Annotated in this window: 14 protein-coding genes; 11 read left to right on the top strand and 3 right to left on the bottom strand. The window is 71.4% G+C overall.

Annotation, left to right across the window (positions count from 1 at the left end):
- Positions 1–90: 90 nt before the first annotated feature.
- The gene (locus C8E87_RS42020; RefSeq protein ID WP_133878893.1) at positions 91–1143 is read right to left on the bottom strand and encodes an alpha/beta hydrolase; all 1053 of its coding nucleotides are present in this window, start codon (positions 1141–1143) and stop codon (positions 91–93) included.
- Between the two features lie 56 nt (positions 1144–1199).
- Between C8E87_RS42020 and C8E87_RS42015 the strand changes: the two genes are divergently transcribed.
- The gene (locus C8E87_RS42015) at positions 1200–1934 is read left to right on the top strand and encodes a 3-hydroxybutyrate dehydrogenase (protein ID WP_133878892.1); all 735 of its coding nucleotides are present in this window, start codon (positions 1200–1202) and stop codon (positions 1932–1934) included.
- A complete protein-coding gene (locus C8E87_RS42010; protein ID WP_133878891.1) occupies positions 1934–2776 on the top strand; it encodes an alpha/beta hydrolase in 843 nt (280 codons plus the stop codon). Before C8E87_RS42015 ends, C8E87_RS42010 begins: the two co-directional genes overlap by 1 nt.
- Before the next feature lie 19 nt (positions 2777–2795).
- On the opposite strand, the gene C8E87_RS42005 is transcribed toward C8E87_RS42010, so the two are convergent.
- The gene (locus C8E87_RS42005; protein ID WP_203720632.1) at positions 2796–3620 is read right to left on the bottom strand and encodes a lanthionine synthetase LanC family protein; all 825 of its coding nucleotides are present in this window, start codon (positions 3618–3620) and stop codon (positions 2796–2798) included.
- 287 nt (positions 3621–3907) lie between these two features.
- Between C8E87_RS42005 and C8E87_RS44825 the strand changes: the two genes are divergently transcribed.
- Positions 3908–4597, top strand: coding sequence for a hypothetical protein (locus C8E87_RS44825; protein WP_203720631.1), 690 nt, complete (start codon positions 3908–3910; stop codon positions 4595–4597).
- 327 nt (positions 4598–4924) lie between these two features.
- Here C8E87_RS44825 and C8E87_RS41995 read toward each other — a convergent pair whose 3' ends face one another.
- Positions 4925–6076, bottom strand: coding sequence for an acyl-CoA dehydrogenase family protein (locus tag C8E87_RS41995; RefSeq protein ID WP_133878889.1), 1152 nt, complete (start codon positions 6074–6076; stop codon positions 4925–4927).
- A 166-nt stretch (positions 6077–6242) separates the two neighbouring features.
- On the opposite strand from C8E87_RS41995, the gene C8E87_RS41990 reads away from it, so the two are divergent.
- The 8 genes from C8E87_RS41990 to C8E87_RS41955 all read left to right on the top strand — a co-directional run bounded on the left by C8E87_RS41990 (position 6243) and on the right by C8E87_RS41955 (position 17750).
- Complete coding sequence (locus C8E87_RS41990) at positions 6243–7982, top strand: flavin-containing monooxygenase (RefSeq protein WP_166661461.1); 1740 nt, start codon at positions 6243–6245, stop codon at positions 7980–7982.
- A gap of 69 nt (positions 7983–8051) precedes the next feature.
- Positions 8052–9179 carry a substrate-binding domain-containing protein gene (locus C8E87_RS41985; protein WP_133878887.1) on the top strand — a complete coding sequence of 376 codons (1128 nt, stop codon included), beginning with the start codon at positions 8052–8054 and terminating at the stop codon, positions 9177–9179.
- A gap of 52 nt (positions 9180–9231) precedes the next feature.
- Entirely contained in the window at positions 9232–9984 is a 753-nt protein-coding gene (locus tag C8E87_RS41980) for an ATP-binding cassette domain-containing protein (RefSeq protein ID WP_133878886.1), read from the top strand.
- Positions 9981–11165 (top strand): sugar ABC transporter permease, encoded by a 1185-nt coding sequence (locus C8E87_RS41975; protein ID WP_133878885.1) that lies wholly within the window; start codon positions 9981–9983, stop codon positions 11163–11165. The genes C8E87_RS41980 and C8E87_RS41975 overlap by 4 nt, the downstream gene beginning before the upstream one ends.
- On the top strand, positions 11165–13330 hold the full coding sequence (locus C8E87_RS41970; protein ID WP_203720630.1) for an acetoacetate--CoA ligase: 2166 nt from the start codon (positions 11165–11167) through the stop codon (positions 13328–13330). The genes C8E87_RS41975 and C8E87_RS41970 overlap by 1 nt, the downstream gene beginning before the upstream one ends.
- Before the next feature lie 20 nt (positions 13331–13350).
- Positions 13351–13947 carry a TetR/AcrR family transcriptional regulator gene (locus C8E87_RS41965; RefSeq protein ID WP_133878884.1) on the top strand — a complete coding sequence of 199 codons (597 nt, stop codon included), beginning with the start codon at positions 13351–13353 and terminating at the stop codon, positions 13945–13947.
- Complete coding sequence (locus tag C8E87_RS41960) at positions 13944–14939, top strand: phosphotransferase family protein (protein WP_133878883.1); 996 nt, start codon at positions 13944–13946, stop codon at positions 14937–14939. The genes C8E87_RS41965 and C8E87_RS41960 overlap by 4 nt, the downstream gene beginning before the upstream one ends.
- Positions 14940–15302: 363 nt before the next feature.
- The gene (locus C8E87_RS41955; protein WP_133878882.1) at positions 15303–17750 is read left to right on the top strand and encodes a glycoside hydrolase family 94 protein; all 2448 of its coding nucleotides are present in this window, start codon (positions 15303–15305) and stop codon (positions 17748–17750) included.
- The last annotated feature ends 64 nt before the right edge of the window (positions 17751–17814 follow it).

The following is a 17814-nucleotide window of genomic DNA, read 5'->3' as shown; positions in this document are numbered from 1 at the left end:
ACTTTTCCCATGGCCCAAGCCTGTCGCGCCCGGCCGCCCGGCGGCGTCAGCCCTTCGCCGGAGACAAACCCTTTCCCCGTACGACGAAAGTCAGTGCCCGAGCAGGGCGAGCAGCTCGGCGGTCACCTCGGCCGGGCGCTCGATATGCGGGGAGTGGCCGCAGTTGTCGTAGACGACCTCGCGGAAGCTGCCGCCGTTCGCCGCGTAGCGCTGCAGCACCGCGCGGGTCTGGCCGACCATCGGCTGGGGCGGGCAGACCTCGGCCCCCGGCCAGCCCGGCACCGCGCCGAGCGAGCCCAGGTAGGCCAGGTCGAACAGGGAGGTGTCGGAGACGATGGCGTCCCGGTCGCCGCGCACCCACACGATCGGCGGCTTCGACGCGGCCCCGGCCAGGGCGTCGGCGACGTTGAAGTGGTTGGGCGCCATGGTGTTGAGCACGCCGCGGTTGCCCGGTCCCATGCCCGGCCAGCTCTCCACCGTTGTCCCGTCGCCCGGGTAGTTGTCGTCGCCGATCGCCGTGCTCAGCACCGTGTCGAGCAGCAGTTGTTCGTCCTCGCCGAGGGAAGCCGGGTCGGCGACGTAGGCCGAGCGCAGCACCGACAGCGGGCTGGTCGGCGCGTCGGCGCTGCGGTCGCCGGCCTGGATGCGGGCCACGAAATCCGGGTTGGCCGCGCCGCCGCCGGTGCCCGCGCAGTCGGCCGTCGTCAGGGCGCCCTCGAGGTCGCGGGTCCCACCGAACCCGTACGGGCTCACGGGCGCCTCGAGCAGGACGGCGGAGAACCGCCCGGGGTGGTCGGCCAGCATCCGCATCACCACGCCGCCGCCCATCGAGTGCGCGGCCACCACCACCGGCCCGTCCTGCGGGAACAGGCTGCGGTCGTCGAGCAGCGCGGCCACGTCGTCGGCGAAGTCGCTCAGCCCCCGGGTGGCGTCGACCGGCGCCGTCTCGCTGCGGCCGTAACCGCGCAGGTCGGGCGCGACCACCCGGATGCCGCCGGGGAGCCGCCGGATCAGCGGCGTCCAGAACTGGGCCGACGAGCAGTTGCCGTGCACCAGCAGCACCGGTGTCCCGTCCTCCGGGCCGCCGACCAGCACGTTCTGGGTGATGCCACGAGCCTGCACACGAAGATCACGGGTCTCCATCGGCTGATCGTGACACACGCTGGCCTGCGACGGGCCCGCCGTCATAGGTTCGGATCATGACGACGACACGAGTGGTCGCCCTCGACCTGTCCGGACGGACAGCGATGGTGACCGGCGGCGCCAGCGGCATCGGCCGGGCCTGCGCGCGACGGCTGGCCGAAGCGGGCGCCGAAGTCCTGGTCGTGGACGTGGGGGAGGGGGCCGGGGTACGGGCCGACCTCTCCGACCCGGAAGCGATCGACGCCCTGCCCGCGAACGTCGACGTCCTGGTCAACAACGCCGGGTTGCAGTTCGTGGCGCCGCTGCCCGAGTTCCCGCCCGAACGCTTCGCCTACCTGCAGCGGGTCATGGTCGAGGCGCCGTTCCGGCTCGCCCGCAAGGTGCTGCCGCACATGTACGAGCGGGGCTGGGGCCGGGTCGTCAACATCTCGTCGGTGCACGGGCTGATCGCCTCGCCCTACAAGTCGGCCTACGTGACCGCCAAGCACGGGCTCGAAGGCCTGTCCAAGACGATCGCGCTGGAAGGCGCCGGGCGAGGGGTCACCTCGAACTGCGTGAACCCCGCCTTCGTCCGCACGCCGCTGGTCGACAAGCAGATCGCCGACCAGGCCGCCGCCCACGGCATACCCGAGTCCGAGGTCATCGAAAAGATCATGCTGGACCGTACGGCGATCAAACGGCTGATCACCCCCGAGGAGGTGGCCGAGCTGGTGGCGTACCTGTGCACCCCCGCCGCCGACCTGATCACCGGCGCGTCGATCGCCCTCGACGGCGGCTGGACGGCCCACTGATGCAGGAGCTCGACATCCCCGTACGGGGTGGCACGCTGCGCGCCGTCCGCTGGCCCGGCGACGGCCCGGTCGTGCTGGCCGCGCACGGCATCACCGCGAACGCGCTCTCCTTCGCCGCCCTGGCCCCGGCGCTGGCCGGGCGGGTACAGCTCGTCGCGCTCGACCTGCGCGGACGTGCCCGCAGCAGCGAACTGCCCGGCCCGTACGGCATGGCCGCGCACATCGCCGACGTCATCGCGGCCGCCGATCACCTGGGGCTGGAACGCGTCCCGCTGATCGGCCACTCGATGGGCGGTTTCGTGGTGGCCGCGACCGCCGCCGCCCACCCCGCCCGGGTCAGCAGCGTCCTGCTCATCGACGGCGGTGTGGTCATACCCGCCCCGCCCGGCGCCGACGTCGACGAGGTGCTGACAGCCGTCGTCGGCCCCGCCGTCCGCCGGCTGAGCATGACGTTCCCCGACGAGCAGGCGTACCTGGACTTCTTCCGAGCCCACCCCGCGCTGCGCGACAGCTGGTCACCGGCCGTCGCCGCGTACGTCGCCCGCGACCTCACCGGCACCCCGCCGTCCCTGCGCTCGTCGTGCTCACTTTCCGCGGTGCGAGCCGACGCCACCGACACCCTGATCGACCGTACGACCGTCGACGCCGTGCACCACCTCAAGTGCCCGGCCCGCCTGCTGTGGGCCGAACGTGGCCTGCAGAACCAGACCCCCGGCCTGTACTCGGACCCCGGCGTCGATTTCCCCGCCGAGTTCGTGCCGGACGTCAACCACTACACGATCCTGTTCGACCCACGGGCCGTGTCCCTCGTCGCCGACCGCGTGGTGGAACTGGCCGGGTGACTCCCGCCGGCGAGCTGGATCAACAGATGGGCGTGTGGTCGGGCCACGGCACCGCGTACGCGGGATCGCCGCCCGTGGTGACGCGGGCGTACCGCAGCAGCTCGCGCACGATGCCGGCGTTGCCCATCGCCCAGCCCGGCGCCGGTTCCAGGTCGCTCGGGGTCTCGCGGTGCTCGAAGTTCGACCACCGCCCGCCCGCCGAGTCCACAATGGCCCGTGCGGCGAGGTCCTGGACCAGCACGCCGGCGAAATCGAGGGATTGGCCCTGCTCGACGTGCCGGTCGAGGGCCGGCGCCAGCACCCCCGCCGTCCCGCAGCAGCGGCCGTTGTTGTCCCAGAACCCGGGCCGCAGCCGCCGCGGAAGGCCGCTGTGGGTCACCGTGTGCCAGCAGCGGTCGTTCAGCGCGGCCCAGGCCGGGTCCCCGGTCAACGCACCGAGCAGCCGGAACACCTGGGCGTCGCCGGCCGGCCCGTTGCACCAGCCGTAGCTGTAGCGCTCGATCAGCTCGGGCCGGTGCGGCGGATCGGAATGCGGCACCAGGAAACCCGCCGGCCCGGCCTCGTCCCGCGACACCACGTCGGCCGCGCCCGCCAAGGCCAGGTCCACCATGTCACCGCGCCCCGCAGCCGCCCCCACGGCGGCGAGCCCCGCGACGATGCCGAGCGTCCCGTGCGCGATGTGGTGCGAACGGGCCGGGCTCGGCCGCACCGCCCAGTTCACCCCGCCCGGTGTCGGATCCGCGGTTCCCAGGTACGGCGTCACCGCCACAACGGCCAGCTCGAGGTCACCGGCGTGCAGCGCCCCCAGCCCGGCCCCGGCGTTGCCGAAGAGCAGTTCGACCATGTCACCCCAGCCACGGCCGTCAAAGCCTTCCCGTACGTGCGCAGTTGGCGTGCTGCAACGCGTGCTTGACGGAACTCGGCGCAAGCGGGTTGAAGGGCGGGGGTCGCTCGACCGCTGAAGGATCATGCCGTGGCGGCCTTGCGGCTGGGGCGCTGGCGGGTGGTGGAGCGTTGGCGGGGCCAATTGCCCATGCAGGGTGTCGCGTCGGCAGCGTTGCTACCGCCTCGCAACCCGAAGTGCAACCTGACCGCCGCATAGTGTGATCGTCCCCTAACAAGGAGTTACACGTGCGTATCCGTCGTCTCGCAGTGACCGCCACCCTCGCGATCGCGGTCACCGGCGCGGCCGTGACCACCACTGCCTCGGCCGCCGCGGCAGCCAAGCCTGCGGCAGCCCCGGCCGCTGCCAAGCCTGCCAAGCCCGCTGCGAAGCCTGCCAAGCCTGCCGCGAAGCCTGCCAAGCCTGCCGCGAAGCCTGCCAAGCCTGCCGCGAAGCCTGCCAAGCCCGCTGCGAAGCCCGCCAAGCCCGCGAAACCGGCCAAACCCGCTAGGGTCGCCTTCGCCGCCAACGGTGTGGTCGCCGCCGTCGACAAGGCCGCCAAGAGGGTCACCGTGACGACCAAGGCCGGTACCAAGGGTGTCAAGGCCACCACCGTCACCATCACCGTGCCCGCGGGAACGCGGATCGTGGTGAACGGCGCCGGCAAGTCGCTCACCGACCTCGCCCCGGGTTACCGCATCACGGTGACCGGCACGCGGGTCGGCACGGCCTACACCGCCAAGCACATCTCGGCCACCCGCACCAAGCCCACGCCGGCCCCAACCGCGCCGACCCCGGCGCCTGAGGACACGACCTCCCCGGCCCCCGGCGACGAGACCTCCCCGGAGCCGGGCGACGAGACCTCCCCGGAGCCCGAGGACACGACGTCCCCGGAGCCCGACGGCACCGCGACGCCCGAGCCCACCCCTACGGTCTGACGAGCCCGGCCCGGCCGTCCTGGCGCAGCACGCCCGCGCCAGGACGGCCGGGCTCGCGTTGCGCCAACCGCGTTCGCGCCGGGTCGTGCGTGCGCCAAGCCCGGCCGTGCCCTGCCCACGACACGCCCGGCCCGCGCCCACGCCCACCCACGCCCGGCCGCGCCTACGTCCGGCGACGCCCACGCCCACCTACGCCCACCCGCGCCCGGCCGCGCCTACGCCCACGACACGCCCGGCCGCGTCCACGCCCGGCCGCGTCCACGCCCGGCCGCGTCCACGCCCGGCCGCGTCCACGCCCGGCCGCGCGTTGCCCGCGCGGGGAGCCCGTTAAGGCTGGGCCACCCCGTACCTGCGTACGGCCCGCCGGGCCAATGACATGCGGTGCACTTCTGACGGGCCGTCGTAGATGCGGAACGGCCGTATCTCGCGGGCGATCCGTGCCACCGGCAGGTCGGCCGAAACCCCAGCACCCCCGCACATCTGCATCGCCCGGTCGGCCACCCGGTGCAGGGCCTCCGCCCCGAAGACCTTGGCCAGCGAGGTCTGTTCGCGGGCGGGTGAGCCGGCGTCCAGGGCCCGGCACGCCGACATCAGCAGGGCCCGGGTGGCGGCCAGGTCGATCTCGTTGTCGGCGATCATCTGCTCGACCATGCCCAGGCCCGTCAGCGGCTGCCCCCAGGCCGACCGGGCAGCGGCGTAGGCAACGGCCGCCTCGTGGGCCCGCTGGGCCGCGCCGAGCCAGCGCATCACGTGGGTCGTGCGGGCCGGCCCGAGCCTGACCTGCGCGTACCGGAAGCCCTGGCCGACCTCGCCCAGCACGTCTTCGGGCCCGGCCCGGACGTCGTCGAGGGTCAGCTCGCAGTGCCCGCCCAGCATCGATTTGTCCATGGTGGACACGTGCCGGTTCAGGTGGACCCCGGGCGCGTCCGCGGGGACCAGGAACATGGTGGCCCCGGCGTCCGTGCGGGCCATGACGATGAGGAACCCCGCCCCGTCGGCCCCGGTGATGAATTTCTTGCGGCCGCTGATCAGCCAGCCGCCGGGCGCGTCACGGGCGACAGTCCGCAGCATCGACGGGTCGGAGCCGGCGCCGGGTGGGGGTTCGGTCATCGCGAACGCCGACCGCACCTCGCCGCGGGCCAGGGGGCCCAGGTAGCGGGTGCGCTGGGCGGGGGAGGCGACCTGGTCGAGCAGGTGCACGTTGCCCTCGTCGGGCGCGTTGACGCCGAGCGCCATCGGCCCGAACACCGAGCGCCCGGCCGCTTCGAAGACCGGCGCGCGTTCCGTCATCGTCAGACCCCTTCCCCCGTACGCGGTGGGGGCGTGCGGCGCGAAGATGCCCTCGCGCCGCGCGTGTTCCTGCAGCTTGAGGCGGAGTTCTTCGCCGCCGGCCGCCTCGATGTCGCCGTCCGATTCGTTCTCGGCGGGGATCACGTGGGTGTCGATGAAGGACCGGACGCGAGCCGCCAAATCGGTCATGAGCGCCTCACCGGTTGTGTCGATGCTGTTGCGAAAAAGTTTCCGGGAGTGTTGCTTATCACGTTCATGGAGGTCCACACTCTCACCTACCGAGCGATCGCTCGGGCTGTATCACTCTGATACGGACGGGAAGGGCGCGTCAATGGCGACGGAGACACATCAAGCCATGACAACCGAAGTCACGGCGGAGGCCACGTTCGCCGCCTGGCTCGACCGATTCACCTCGGCGCTCGCGGCCGCCGACGCCACCGGCACCGCCGCGCTGCTGGCGCGGGACTGCTGGTGGCGTGATCTGCTCGCGATCACCTGGGACCTGGGCACCTACCGCGGCCGCGGGAACGTGGCGGCGATGCTCGGCGAGCACCTCACCCCCGAATCCTTCACGAACGTCACCATGACCACCGAGTTCGGCCCGCGGTTCCAGGGCGACGACATGGTCGAGGGCTTCCTGACCTTCGAGACCCCGCTCGGGTACGGCCGGGCCGCCGTACGGCTGCGGCCCGAGAACGGCGAGTGGGCCGCCTGGACCGTGATGACCGAGCTCGACGACCTGCGCGGCCACGAACGCCGGATCGGCCCGCACCGCTCCAAGGGCCCGAGACACCAGGCATCCCGTACGGGGAACTGGCGCGACGAACGCGAGGAGCACGTCCGCTACGAGCACACCGACCCCGACGTCGTGGTGATCGGCGCCGGCCAGGGTGGTCTCGCCGTCGCGGCCAACCTGGGGCTGATGGGCGTCGACACGCTGATCCTGGAGAAGAGCGAGCGGGTCGGCGACGGCTGGCGCAAGCGTTACCACTCGCTGGTGCTGCACGACCCGGTGTGGGCCGACGCGCTGCCCTACATGCCGTACCCGGAGTCGTGGCCGGTCTACTGCCCCAAGGACAAGATCGCCGACTGGTTCGAGTCGTACGCCGCCGCCATGGAGCTCAACGTCTGGACCTCGGCCGAGATGACCGGGAGCAGCTACGACGAGGCGACCGGCCGATGGACGCTGCGGGTCAGCCGGCCCGGCGGCGAGCGTGTCCTGCATCCGCGCGACGTCATCCTGGCCACCGGCGCCGCGGGCGAGCCCAACGTTCCCGATGTGCCCGGCCGTGACCTCTTCCAGGGCGTCAGTTACCACTCGAGCCGCCACGACGACGCGTCGAGGTGGGCCGGTCGCAAGGCCGTCGTGGTGGGCGCCTGCAACAGCGGCCACGACATCGCGCAGGACCTGTACGAGGCCGGCGCCGACGTCACGCTGGTGCAGCGCTCGTCGACGCACATCATCAGCCAGGAACACGGCATCCCGGCCATATTCGGCAGCAACTTCGTCGAGGGCGGCCCGCCGACCAAGTACGCCGACCTGCTGGCGGCCGGCACCCCGTGGCCGCTTGTGCTCGAGATGGCCAAGGAGGGCGTCAAGGAGACCGCCCGCAAGGACGCCGACCTGCTGGCCCGGCTCGACGCGGCCGGTTTCCAACGCAACGACGGCCCCGACGGCACCGGCCTGATGGGCTACGCCCTGGCGTACGGCGGCGGCTACTACATCGACGTGGGCGCCTCGGGGCTCATCGCCGACGGGAAGATCAAACTGGCCCAGGGTTCCGGACTGGCCGCGTTCACCCCCGACGGCATCCGTCTGGAGGACGGCCGCACCCTGCAGGCCGACCTCGTCGTGCTCGCGACCGGGTACCGCAACATGCGCGAGACGGCTCGCCGGCTCTTCGGCGACGAGGTCGCCGACCGGCTCCCGCTCGTCCTCGGCATCGGCGAGGACGGCGAGATCGGCGGACTGTACCGGCGCACCGGGCACCCGGCGTTCTGGTACATGGGCGGCCCGCTCGCCTGGGTCCGCATCTACTCCAAGCACCTCGCACTCCAGATCACCGCCAAGCACGCGGAGATCCAGCCGGAGTAAACCGCCACAGCGCGAAAACCGCCGGAGGACCCGGCGCGATCCCCCCTGCCCGAAAGCAGAGGAGCAGCAGTGAAAAGTCGTATCGGAGCCATAGCCTGCGCCAGTCTTCTTCTCGTCTCGGCCTGCGGAAGCGGCGACTCGGACGACGCCACCGGCAACGGTGGCGACGGCGGGCCGAAGCTCGTCTACTTCATGGCCCCCAACACCACTCCCACCCGCTACATCCAGCAGGACGGCCCGGCGTTCGAGAAGGCCATCAAGGCGCTGGACCCGAGCGTCGAGGTCAAGTTCGTCAACGCCGGCGGCGACTCCAACCAGCAGCTCGCGCAGGCCAACGCGGCGATCGCGGCCGGGGCCAAGGCGCTGGTCGTGGTGGCCGCCGACCCGAACACGTCCGCCGGGCTGCTGCAGCAGGCCGAACTGGCGAACGTGCCGGTCATCGGCTACGAGAACCCGCCGGTCAAGGGCAAGCTGTACGCCCAGGTCATCTTCGACCCCGAGAAGGTCGGCGAGCAGCAGGCCACCTACTTCGCCGAGCAGGTCACCAGCGGCAAGCTCGGCGCCAAGCCGGTCAAGGTCGCCCGCCAGTACGGCAACAAGGGCGACGTCTACACGACCCAGATGCTGGCCGGGCAGAACAAGGTGATCGACCCGCTCATCCAGAGCGGCGACATCCAGGTCGTCTGCGAGGACTACATCAAGGACTGGGCCCCCGACAACGCCACCAAGGCGACCGAGCAGTGCCTGACCAGGACGCAGAACGGCGTCGGCGCGTTCTTCGGCTTCTACGACGGCATCACGGCCGGCATCATCGCGGCGCTCAAGGACAAGAACCTCAAGACACCCGTGTACGGGGGGCAGAACCCCGAGCTGACCGGCCTGCAGTACATGCTCACCGGCGACCAGCAGGACAACGTCCTCAAGGCGTTCTCGGTCGAGGCGGAGGGAGCGGCCAAGATCGCGCTGGCCGCGGTGAACGGTGAGCAGCCCCCGGCCGACCTGGTCAAGGACACGATCGACAACGGCGCGATGCAGGTGCCCACGGCCAAGCTGGAGTCGACGCTGATCCACCTCGAGGACGGCAAGGATCCCGGCGACGCCGTGCAGAAGGCCGTCGACCTCGGCATCTTCACCTGGGCGCAGATCTGCGTAGGCCCTGCCGAGGGCACCGAGACCTGCAAGACCCGCAACAAATAGTCGCTGTTGGAGGGTGGCCGGCAGGGGCCGGCCACCCGTGCGGGAGGACACCATGAGTCTGCTCGAGCTCACCAAGATCTCGAAACACTTCGGCGGCGTACGGGCTCTGCACGAGATCGACATGACGGTGCACGAGGGTGAGGTCGTCGCGCTGGTCGGCGACAACGGCGCCGGCAAGTCCACCCTCGTCAAGATCGTGTCAGGGGTGGAGCCGCCCGACACGGGCGAGATCAGGGTGCGCGGCGAGGGCGCCCGTCTGGTGTCGCCCCGCGCGGCGGCCGAGGCGGGGATCCGTACGGTGTTCCAGGATCTTTCGCTCTGCGACAACCTCGACGCCGTGCAGAACCTGTTCCTCGGACAGGAGAGGCACGGGCCGGTCTGGTCGGGTCGCCGGGTCCGCCGGCACCTCATGGAGGAACAGGCGCAGCGGATCCTCGAATCGCTGTCGGTGAAGCTGCGCTCGCTCAGCACGCCGGTCGTCGCGCTCTCCGGCGGTCAGCGCCAGGGCATCGCGATCTGCCGCGCGCTGATCAGCGACCCGGCCGTGGTGATCCTCGACGAGCCGACCGCGGCGCTCGGCGTCTCCCAGCGCGGCGAAGTGCTCGACCTCGTCTCCCGGCTGCGCGAACAGGGCCGTGGCGTGGTCGTCGTCTCGCACGACATGAAGGACGTCCGGCAGGTCGCCGATCGCGTCGTCGTGCTGCGCCTCGGCGCCAAGGTGGCCGAGTTCCGCCGCGGCGAGTACACACCGTCCGACCTGGTCAGCGCGATGACCGGAGCGCACGAGGAGGGTGGGGACCGATGAGCGTCGCGACCGCAACCGCCCGCACCCCCGCCGCCCGGGTCATCGAGATGGCCGGCCGCGGGCACCGCAGCCTCCCCGTGCTGGTGGTGCTGGCGATCATCTGGGCCGTCTTCTACAGCCAGAGCTCGGCCTACCTGAGCTTCCGCAACATCACCAACCTGACGTTGCAGATCGCCACCACCGCGATCCTCGCCCTCGGCGTCGTCTTCGTCCTGCTCGTCGGCGAGATCGACCTCTCCTCGGCGGTGCTCTCGGGCGTGTGCGCGGCGATCGCGGCCGGGCTGGCCGTCAACAGCGGCCTGCCCCTGGCCCTGGCCGTCGCGGTGGCGATCGCGTCCGGCATGGCCATCACGCTGATCGAAGCCCTCGTGATCACTTTCGGGGTGCCGTCGCTGATCGTGACGCTGGGCGGCATGGTGATCCTGCAAGGCCTCATCCTCGTCGTGCTGCCGCCGGAGTTCACCGTCAACGTGGCCGGCACCTCGTTCGCCAAGATCGCCGGCACGGCGGTTCCCGCGGGCGCCAGCTACGTGCTGGCCGCCCTGGGCACCCTCGCGTTCGCGGCGTACCGGGCGTTCCAGTACCGCGAACGGATCTCCACCGGCGCCCGCACCTCGCCCGTCTCGGTCGTCGTGCCGGTCGTGCTCACCGCGGCTGTCCTGTTCGGCGGCGTCCACATCCTCACCCGCCAGCGCGGCCTGCCCATGCCGGTGCTGATCGTCGCGGTGATGCTGCTCATCGCCTGGTACTTCACCACCCAGACCCGGTACGGCATTCACCTGTACGCGGTGGGCGGCGACCGCGAGGCAGCCCAGCGCGCCGGCATCCCCGTACGCCGGATGGTCGTCTACTCGTTCCTCATCCTGGGCGCGTGCGCGGCCGTCGCCGGCATGGTCGACGCCTCCCGGCAGCTGGGCGTCTCCGTCACCTCGGGCGCCGGCCCCCTGATGCTCAACGCGATCGCCGCCGCGGTCGTGGGCGGCACCAGCCTGTTCGGCGGCCGCGGCTCCATCTGGTCGGCGATCCTGGGCGCCCTGGTCATCGGCTCGATCAGCAACGGCGTGCAGTTGCTGGGCCTGACGACGGAGGTGCAGTACTTCGCCACCGGATCCGTGCTCATCATCGCCGTGGCCGTGGACGTGGTCCTCACCCGCGGCTCGCTCTGGCCGGGCCGCCGCTGATGCCCCGCCACCCGGACCCGCCAGCCGCCACCCCGCGGCCGGCCGAATCCGCCGACGCCGCGCGGCCCACCCTCTCTGAGCTGGATCGGGCCCAGCGCGACGACGCCGCGCAGCCCACCGTCTCCCAGCCCGCCGTTCCCCGGCCCGACGCGGTCCAGGCCGAGGGCGGCCCGGACTTGCGGTCAGCGGGTTGGTGGCCCGACCCGGTTGCGGTGCGCGAGACCCGGATCGTCAGGTTCGCGCAATGGCTGAACGATCACGGGCGCGCGGCGTTCGCCGACGTGACCGACTACCGTGAGCTGCACGCCTGGTCGGTGGCGTCACCCGGCGACTTCTGGGGCGCGGTGGCCGACTTCTTCGCGGTCGACTGGACGACGCGGCCGGGCGGCACCCTCGCGCGACGCACGATGCCCGGGGCTGTCTGGTTCCCGGGGGGAACACTGAACGTCGGTCATCACCTGCTGCGCGCGGGCGCCGCGGATCAGGACGCGGTGGTCCTGGTCGGGGAGGACGGCGAGCGCACGTCACTCACGTACGCGCAATTGCGCGCGCAATCGGCCGCCGTGGCCGGACATCTGCGCGCGCTCGGCGTCGAGCCCGGCGACCGGGTGGCCGCGTACCTGCCCAACTGTGTCGAGGGTGTGGTCGCGTTCGTGGCGACGGCGCTGGTCGGTGCGGTGTGGGCGCAGACCGGCCTGGATTACGCCGCGCACTCGGCGGCCGAACGCATGGCCCAGCTCTCGCCCCGCGTCCTGTTCGCCGGGACGGGTTACCGCTTCGGCGGCCGCGTCCACGACCGCCGCGCCGAGGCCCGGAAGCTGCGCGACCTGCTTCCCGGCCTGCGGCACACCATCACGATCGAAACCGCGGGCAAGCGCTCCGGCCCCGGCGCTGGTACGAGCAGCGGCTCCGGTGACGGGGGCGCGGCCGGCGAGAGCTCCTGGACGGACGCGGTCGGGGCCGAGCCCGTACGGGAAAGCCTGTCCGTGCCTTTTGACCACCCGCTCTGGGTGCTTTTCACGTCGGGGACCACCGGGCGTCCGAAAGGGATCGTGCACGGGCACGGCGGGATCCTGCTGGAGCAGCTCGTCTCGCCGGGGCTGCACATGGATCTGCGGGCGGACGACACGTTCTTCTGGTACACCACGCCGAACTGGATGATGTGGAACGCTCAGGTCTGCGGGCTGCTGCACGGCGCCACCACGATGCTGTACGACGGCAAGCCGACCTGGCCCGGCCCGGACGCGCTGTGGCGGATCGTGGCGAATGAGGGCGTGACCGTTTTCGGCACCAGTCCGGGCTATCTCGAGGCCTCGCAGCGCGCGGAGCTGCGCCCGGACGTGCCGTCGTTGCGACTGACCGGGGTGACCGGATCGGTGCTGCCGGCGGGGGCCAACGCCTGGTTCCGCGAGCGGGTGAGCGACCGCGTGCAACTGGGGTCGATGAGCGGCGGGACCGACATCTGCGGCATCTTCGTGGCCGGCGCGCCCACCACGCCGGTGTACGACGGCGAGATCAGCGGGCCCGCGCTGGGCGCCGCCGTCGAGGTGTGGGACGACGAAGGCAAACCGGCGCCGGCCGGGACGCCGGGGGAGATGGTCATCACCGAGCCGATGCCCTCGATGCCGCTGCGCTTCTGGGACGACCCGGGTGACGTCCGGCTGCGCGAGACCTACTTCGGCGCGTTCCCGGGCGTGTGGCGGCACGGGGATCTGATCGAGAGAACCGGGCGGGGCACGTACGTGATCCACGGGCGCTCCGACGCGACCATCAACCGGCACGGGGTGCGGCTGGGCTCGGCCGAGATCTACGCGGCGATCGGCGACCTGCCCGACGTGGCGGACGCGCTGGTGGTCGGGGTCGAGGAGGCGGACGGTGGATATTGGATGCCGCTGTTCGTCGCGCCCACGGGCGACGCTGCCGGGCTCGCCGATCGGGTCCGCCGGCTGATCGCGGAACGGGCCTCGCCCCGGCACGTGCCCGACGACGTGATTGTCGTGTCCCGTCTGCCGCACACGAGGACGGGCAAACGCCTCGAAGTTCCCGTGAAACGTATCCTGCAGGGCGCCGACCCGCTGCGCGCGATCGATCGCGGCGCCGTCGACGACGCCGGCGCGCTCGACCTCGTGATCGCCGCGGCGCGGGAACGACGGGGGTCACGATGAGAGAGGCGACGAAGGAGACGATGGCTGACTGGCGTCAGTACGAGGAGCTTGACTACTCCCGCATCCTCGAAGCCGCCCTGCAGGCGTTCTACGAGCACGGCTATCACGGCACCACGACGCGGGACCTCGCGCGCCGCAGCGGCCTGAGCGTGCCCGGCGTCTACCACTACTACCCGTCCAAGCAGGACATCCTGTTCGACCTGATGAACGTCGTCATCGACGAGCTGCTCACCCGCAGCAAGCAGGCCCTGCGCGACGCGGCGCCCGACCCGCGCTCCCAGTTCGACGCGCTGGTCGAGTCGCTGCTGCGGTTCCACATGTACAGGCGTACGGGGGCCACGGTCTCGACGGCCGAGCTGCGCAGCCTCGAACCGGGCAACCGCGAGAGGTACGTGGCCAAGCGCGACGAGCAGCAGCGCATGCTCGACCGGGTCGTCCTTGACGGCGTACGGGACGGGGTCTTCTCGACGCCGTATCCGAAGGACGCCAGCCGGGCCATCGCGTCGCTCTGCGTGGGGGTCGCGTCGTGGTACCGGCCCGACGGGTCGCTGCCGGTCGAGGCGCTGCTGGAACGGTACCTGCAGATCGCGCGCTCGATAGTCGAGACCGCGACGTGACCCTCGACCTGGACGGCGTGGCCGCGTTCCTGCGCGGCCAGGACGTCCCCGTGACCGGCCCGCTGACGGGTGAGCTGGTCAGCGGCGGGCGATCCAACCTCACGTACGCGGTCACCGACGGCACGCACCGCTGGATCGTCCGCCGTCCCCCGCTGACCGGCCTGACCCCCTCGGCGCACGACGTGGCCCGTGAATGGCGCGTCATGCAGGCCCTGCAGTACAGCGCCGTACCCGTGCCGCCCGCCGTCGCCCTCTGCGAGGACCTGGCCTACATCGGCGCGCCGTTCGCCGTCTCCGCCTTCATCACCGGCCGTGTCGTGCGCACCCGGGCCCAGCTCGACACCTACTCGGCGCGTGAGCTCGAGGCGTGCGTGACCGAGCTCGTACGGGTCCTGGCCGACCTGCACTCCCTGGACGTCGCCGAGGTGGGCCTGAGCGCGCTGGGCCGCCCCGACGGTTTCCTGGAACGCCAGGTCCGCCTGTGGTGGCGGCAGTGGAACGAGGTCAAGAGCCACGACTGGGCCGACGCGACCACCCTGCACTCCCGGCTGGTGGCCGCGCTGCCCGCCCGCTCGGCCCACATCGGCGTGGTCCACGGCGACTTCCGCATCGACAACACGCTGCTCGACACCACCGACGTCAGCAAGGTCCTGGCCGTGGTCGACTGGGAACTGGCCACCGTCGGCGACGTGCTCACCGACATCGCCCTGATGTGCGTCTACCGCCAGCCCCAGCTCGACCCCATCCTCGGCCTCGACGCGGCGTGGGCCAGCCCCCGCCTGCCGTCCGCCGCCGCCATCGCCCAGTCCTACGCCACCCGGCGCGGCATCGACCTCGACCACTGGCCGTTCTACCTGGCCCTGGCCAACTTCAAACTGGCCGTGATAGCCCAGGGCATCAGCTACCGAGCCGCCGACCCCACCGCCGCCCAGGCCGAGGAGGCCGTCCCCGCCCTGCTGGCCGCGGGCCTGCAAGCCCTCGGCCATCCCTGAACACCCTTCCGGCCGGCGCCTCCCCTCGAGATACTCATCCGGACGGGACGCGTGCTGAGCAGGCAGAAGCAGGTTCAGCGGCAGCCCGAGACGGCGGCGCGACCTCGGTGGCAGGCGGTCCCTGGGTCCCGTGGGCCACTGTGGTGATCTGCGCGACGCTCTTCGGGCAGCCGTGGCACCCGCGCTCGGAGCCGGGTGGAGAAGGCGGAGGTCAGCGGCGCAGGTGGCCAGATGTCCGTGAGACGGTGTAGCGGGGTGAGCCGGGCCACACATAACATGACTGTTAGGCCGCTTGTGGGAGCGCTCCCATAGGTGTGGGCGCCCGATCGGGGGCGAGCGGGCGAACGACCGAGGAGGACTCTGTTGCGCTACGGACACTTCGACGACGAGCGTCGTGAGTACGTCATCGAGCGGCCGGACACGCCGCTGCCCTGGATCAACTACCTGGGCACCGAGGCGTACTTCGGCATCGTCTCCAACACCGCGGGCGGCTACTCGTTCTATCGCGACGCCAAGCTGCGCCGGCTCACCCGCTACCGCTACAACAACGCCCCGTACGACCTCGGCGGCCGCTACCTGTACGTGCGCGACGACGCCACCGGGGACTACTGGTCGCCGTCGTGGCAGCCCACCCGCAGCGAGCTCGACGACTACGAGTGCCGGCACGGGCTGTCCTACACCCGGATAGCCTCGGCGCGCGGCGGGATCCGGGCCGAGACGCTGTACTTCGTGCCGCTCGGCGAAACCCTCGAGGTGTGGCGCGTACGGGTCACCAACGAGCGCGACACCGCGGCCGAGCTGTCGCTGTTCTCGTCGGTCGAGTTCTGCCTGTGGGACGCCCAGGACGACGCCACCAACTTCCAGCGCAACTTCTCCACCGGCCAGGTCGAGGTCGCCGACGGGGTGATCTACCACAAGACCGAGTACCGGGAGCGGCGCGACCACTTCGCGTACTTCGCCTGCTCGGAGCCCCTGGCCGGGTTCGACACGCAACGCGAGAACTTTCTCGGCGCCTACCGTGGCTGGGACAGTCCGGCGGCCGTCGAGCGGGGCGCCGCCTCGGATTCGGTCGCGCACGGCTGGCAGCCGATCGGGAGTCACCACGTACGGGTGAATCTGGCCCCCGGCGAGACGCGCGAGATCAACTTCGTGCTGGGGTACGCGGAGAACCCGCGCGACGACAAGTTCGACCCACCGGGCTCACAGACCCTCAACAAGCGGAACGTACGCCCCGTGATCGAGCGCTGGCTGCGGCCGGAGACCGTGGCCGAGGGGTTCGCCGCCCTGCGCGCCGGCTGGGACGGGCTGCTCGGCGGCCTGCACGTGACGACCCCGGACGCCGACACCGACCGCATGGTCAACGTCTGGAACGCGTACCAGAACATGATGACCTTCAACCTGAGCCGCTCGACCTCGTTCTACGAGTCGGGGATCGGGCGGGGCATGGGTTTCCGCGACTCCAACCAGGACCTGGTCGGCTTCGTCCACATGGTGCCGGAACGCGCCCGCGAGCGGATCCTCGACATCGCCGCCACCCAGATGGACACCGGCGGGGCTTACCACCAGTACCAGCCGCTGACCAAGCGCGGGAACAACGACATCGGCGACGGCTTCAACGACGACCCGCTGTGGCTGATCCTCGGCGTGGCGGCGTACCTCAAGGAGACCGGTGACCGGTCGATCCTCGACGAGCCGGTGCCGTTCGACAACGAACCCGGCAGCGAGGCGCCGCTCTACGAACACCTGCGCCGCTCGCTGTGCTACACCCAGGAAAGGCTCGGCCCGCACGGCCTGCCGCTGATCGGGCGGGCCGACTGGAACGACTGCCTCAACCTCAACTGCTTCTCCGACACCCCGGGCGAGCCGTTCCAGACCACCGAGAACGTCACCGGTGGCACGGCCGAGTCGGTCTTCATCGCCGGGCAGTTCGTGCTGGCCGCCAAGGAGCTGGCCGCGATCGCCGGGCAGCGCGGGCTGGACGCGGAATCGGCCGAGTACCGCGCGGCGGCCGAGAAGATGACCGGCGTGATCGTCGAGCACGGCTGGGACGGTGCGTGGTTCCGCCGGGCGTACGACTTCTACGGCAACCCGATCGGCTCGGGCGAGAACGACGAGGGGCAGATCTTCATCGAGCCGCAGGGGATGTGCGTGCTGGGCGGGGTCGGTCTCGACGACGGGCTGGCCCAGCAGGCGCTCGACAGCGTGGCCGAGCGGCTGGCCACCCCGCACGGCATCGTCCTGCAGCAGCCGGCGTATTCCAGCTACCGCATCGAGCTGGGCGAGATCTCGTCGTACCCGCCCGGCTACAAGGAGAACGGCGGGATCTTCTGCCACACCAACCCGTGGATCATGATCGCCGAGGCGATGACCGGCAACGGCGACCGCGCGTTCGACTACTACCGGCGGATCAACCCGTCGGCCCGCGAGGAGATCAGCGAGGTGCACCGCTGCGAGCCGTACGTCTACGCCCAGATGATCGCGGGCAAGGACGCGCCCACCCACGGCGAGGCCAAGAACTCGTGGCTGACCGGCACCGCGGCGTGGAACTTCGTGGCGATCACCCAGTGGATCCTCGGCATCCGGCCCGAGCTCGACGGGCTGCGCATCGACCCGGTGCTGCCCGCGAGCTGGCCCGGCTTCCAGGCCACGCGCGCCTTCCGGGGGGCGACCTACGAGATTTCCGTACGCAAGGAAGCGGGCGCGACCGGAGGGGTGTCGCACCTGATCGTGAACGGCGAGCGGGTCGACGGCACGGTCGTGCCGCCCGCCGCTCCCGGCGCCGTGGTGCGCGTGGAAGCCGTGATCAGCTGACCGGCGGGCTCGGCGGTGGCTGCGGAAAAAGTCATCGCCGAGCCTGCTGACGCTCCTACTTCCG

Source organism: Paractinoplanes brasiliensis (genome assembly GCF_004362215.1).
Taxonomy (GTDB): domain Bacteria; phylum Actinomycetota; class Actinomycetes; order Mycobacteriales; family Micromonosporaceae; genus Actinoplanes; species Actinoplanes brasiliensis.
Note: the sequence above shows the minus strand (reverse complement) of the source record. Positions and strands in the feature narration are given on the sequence as shown.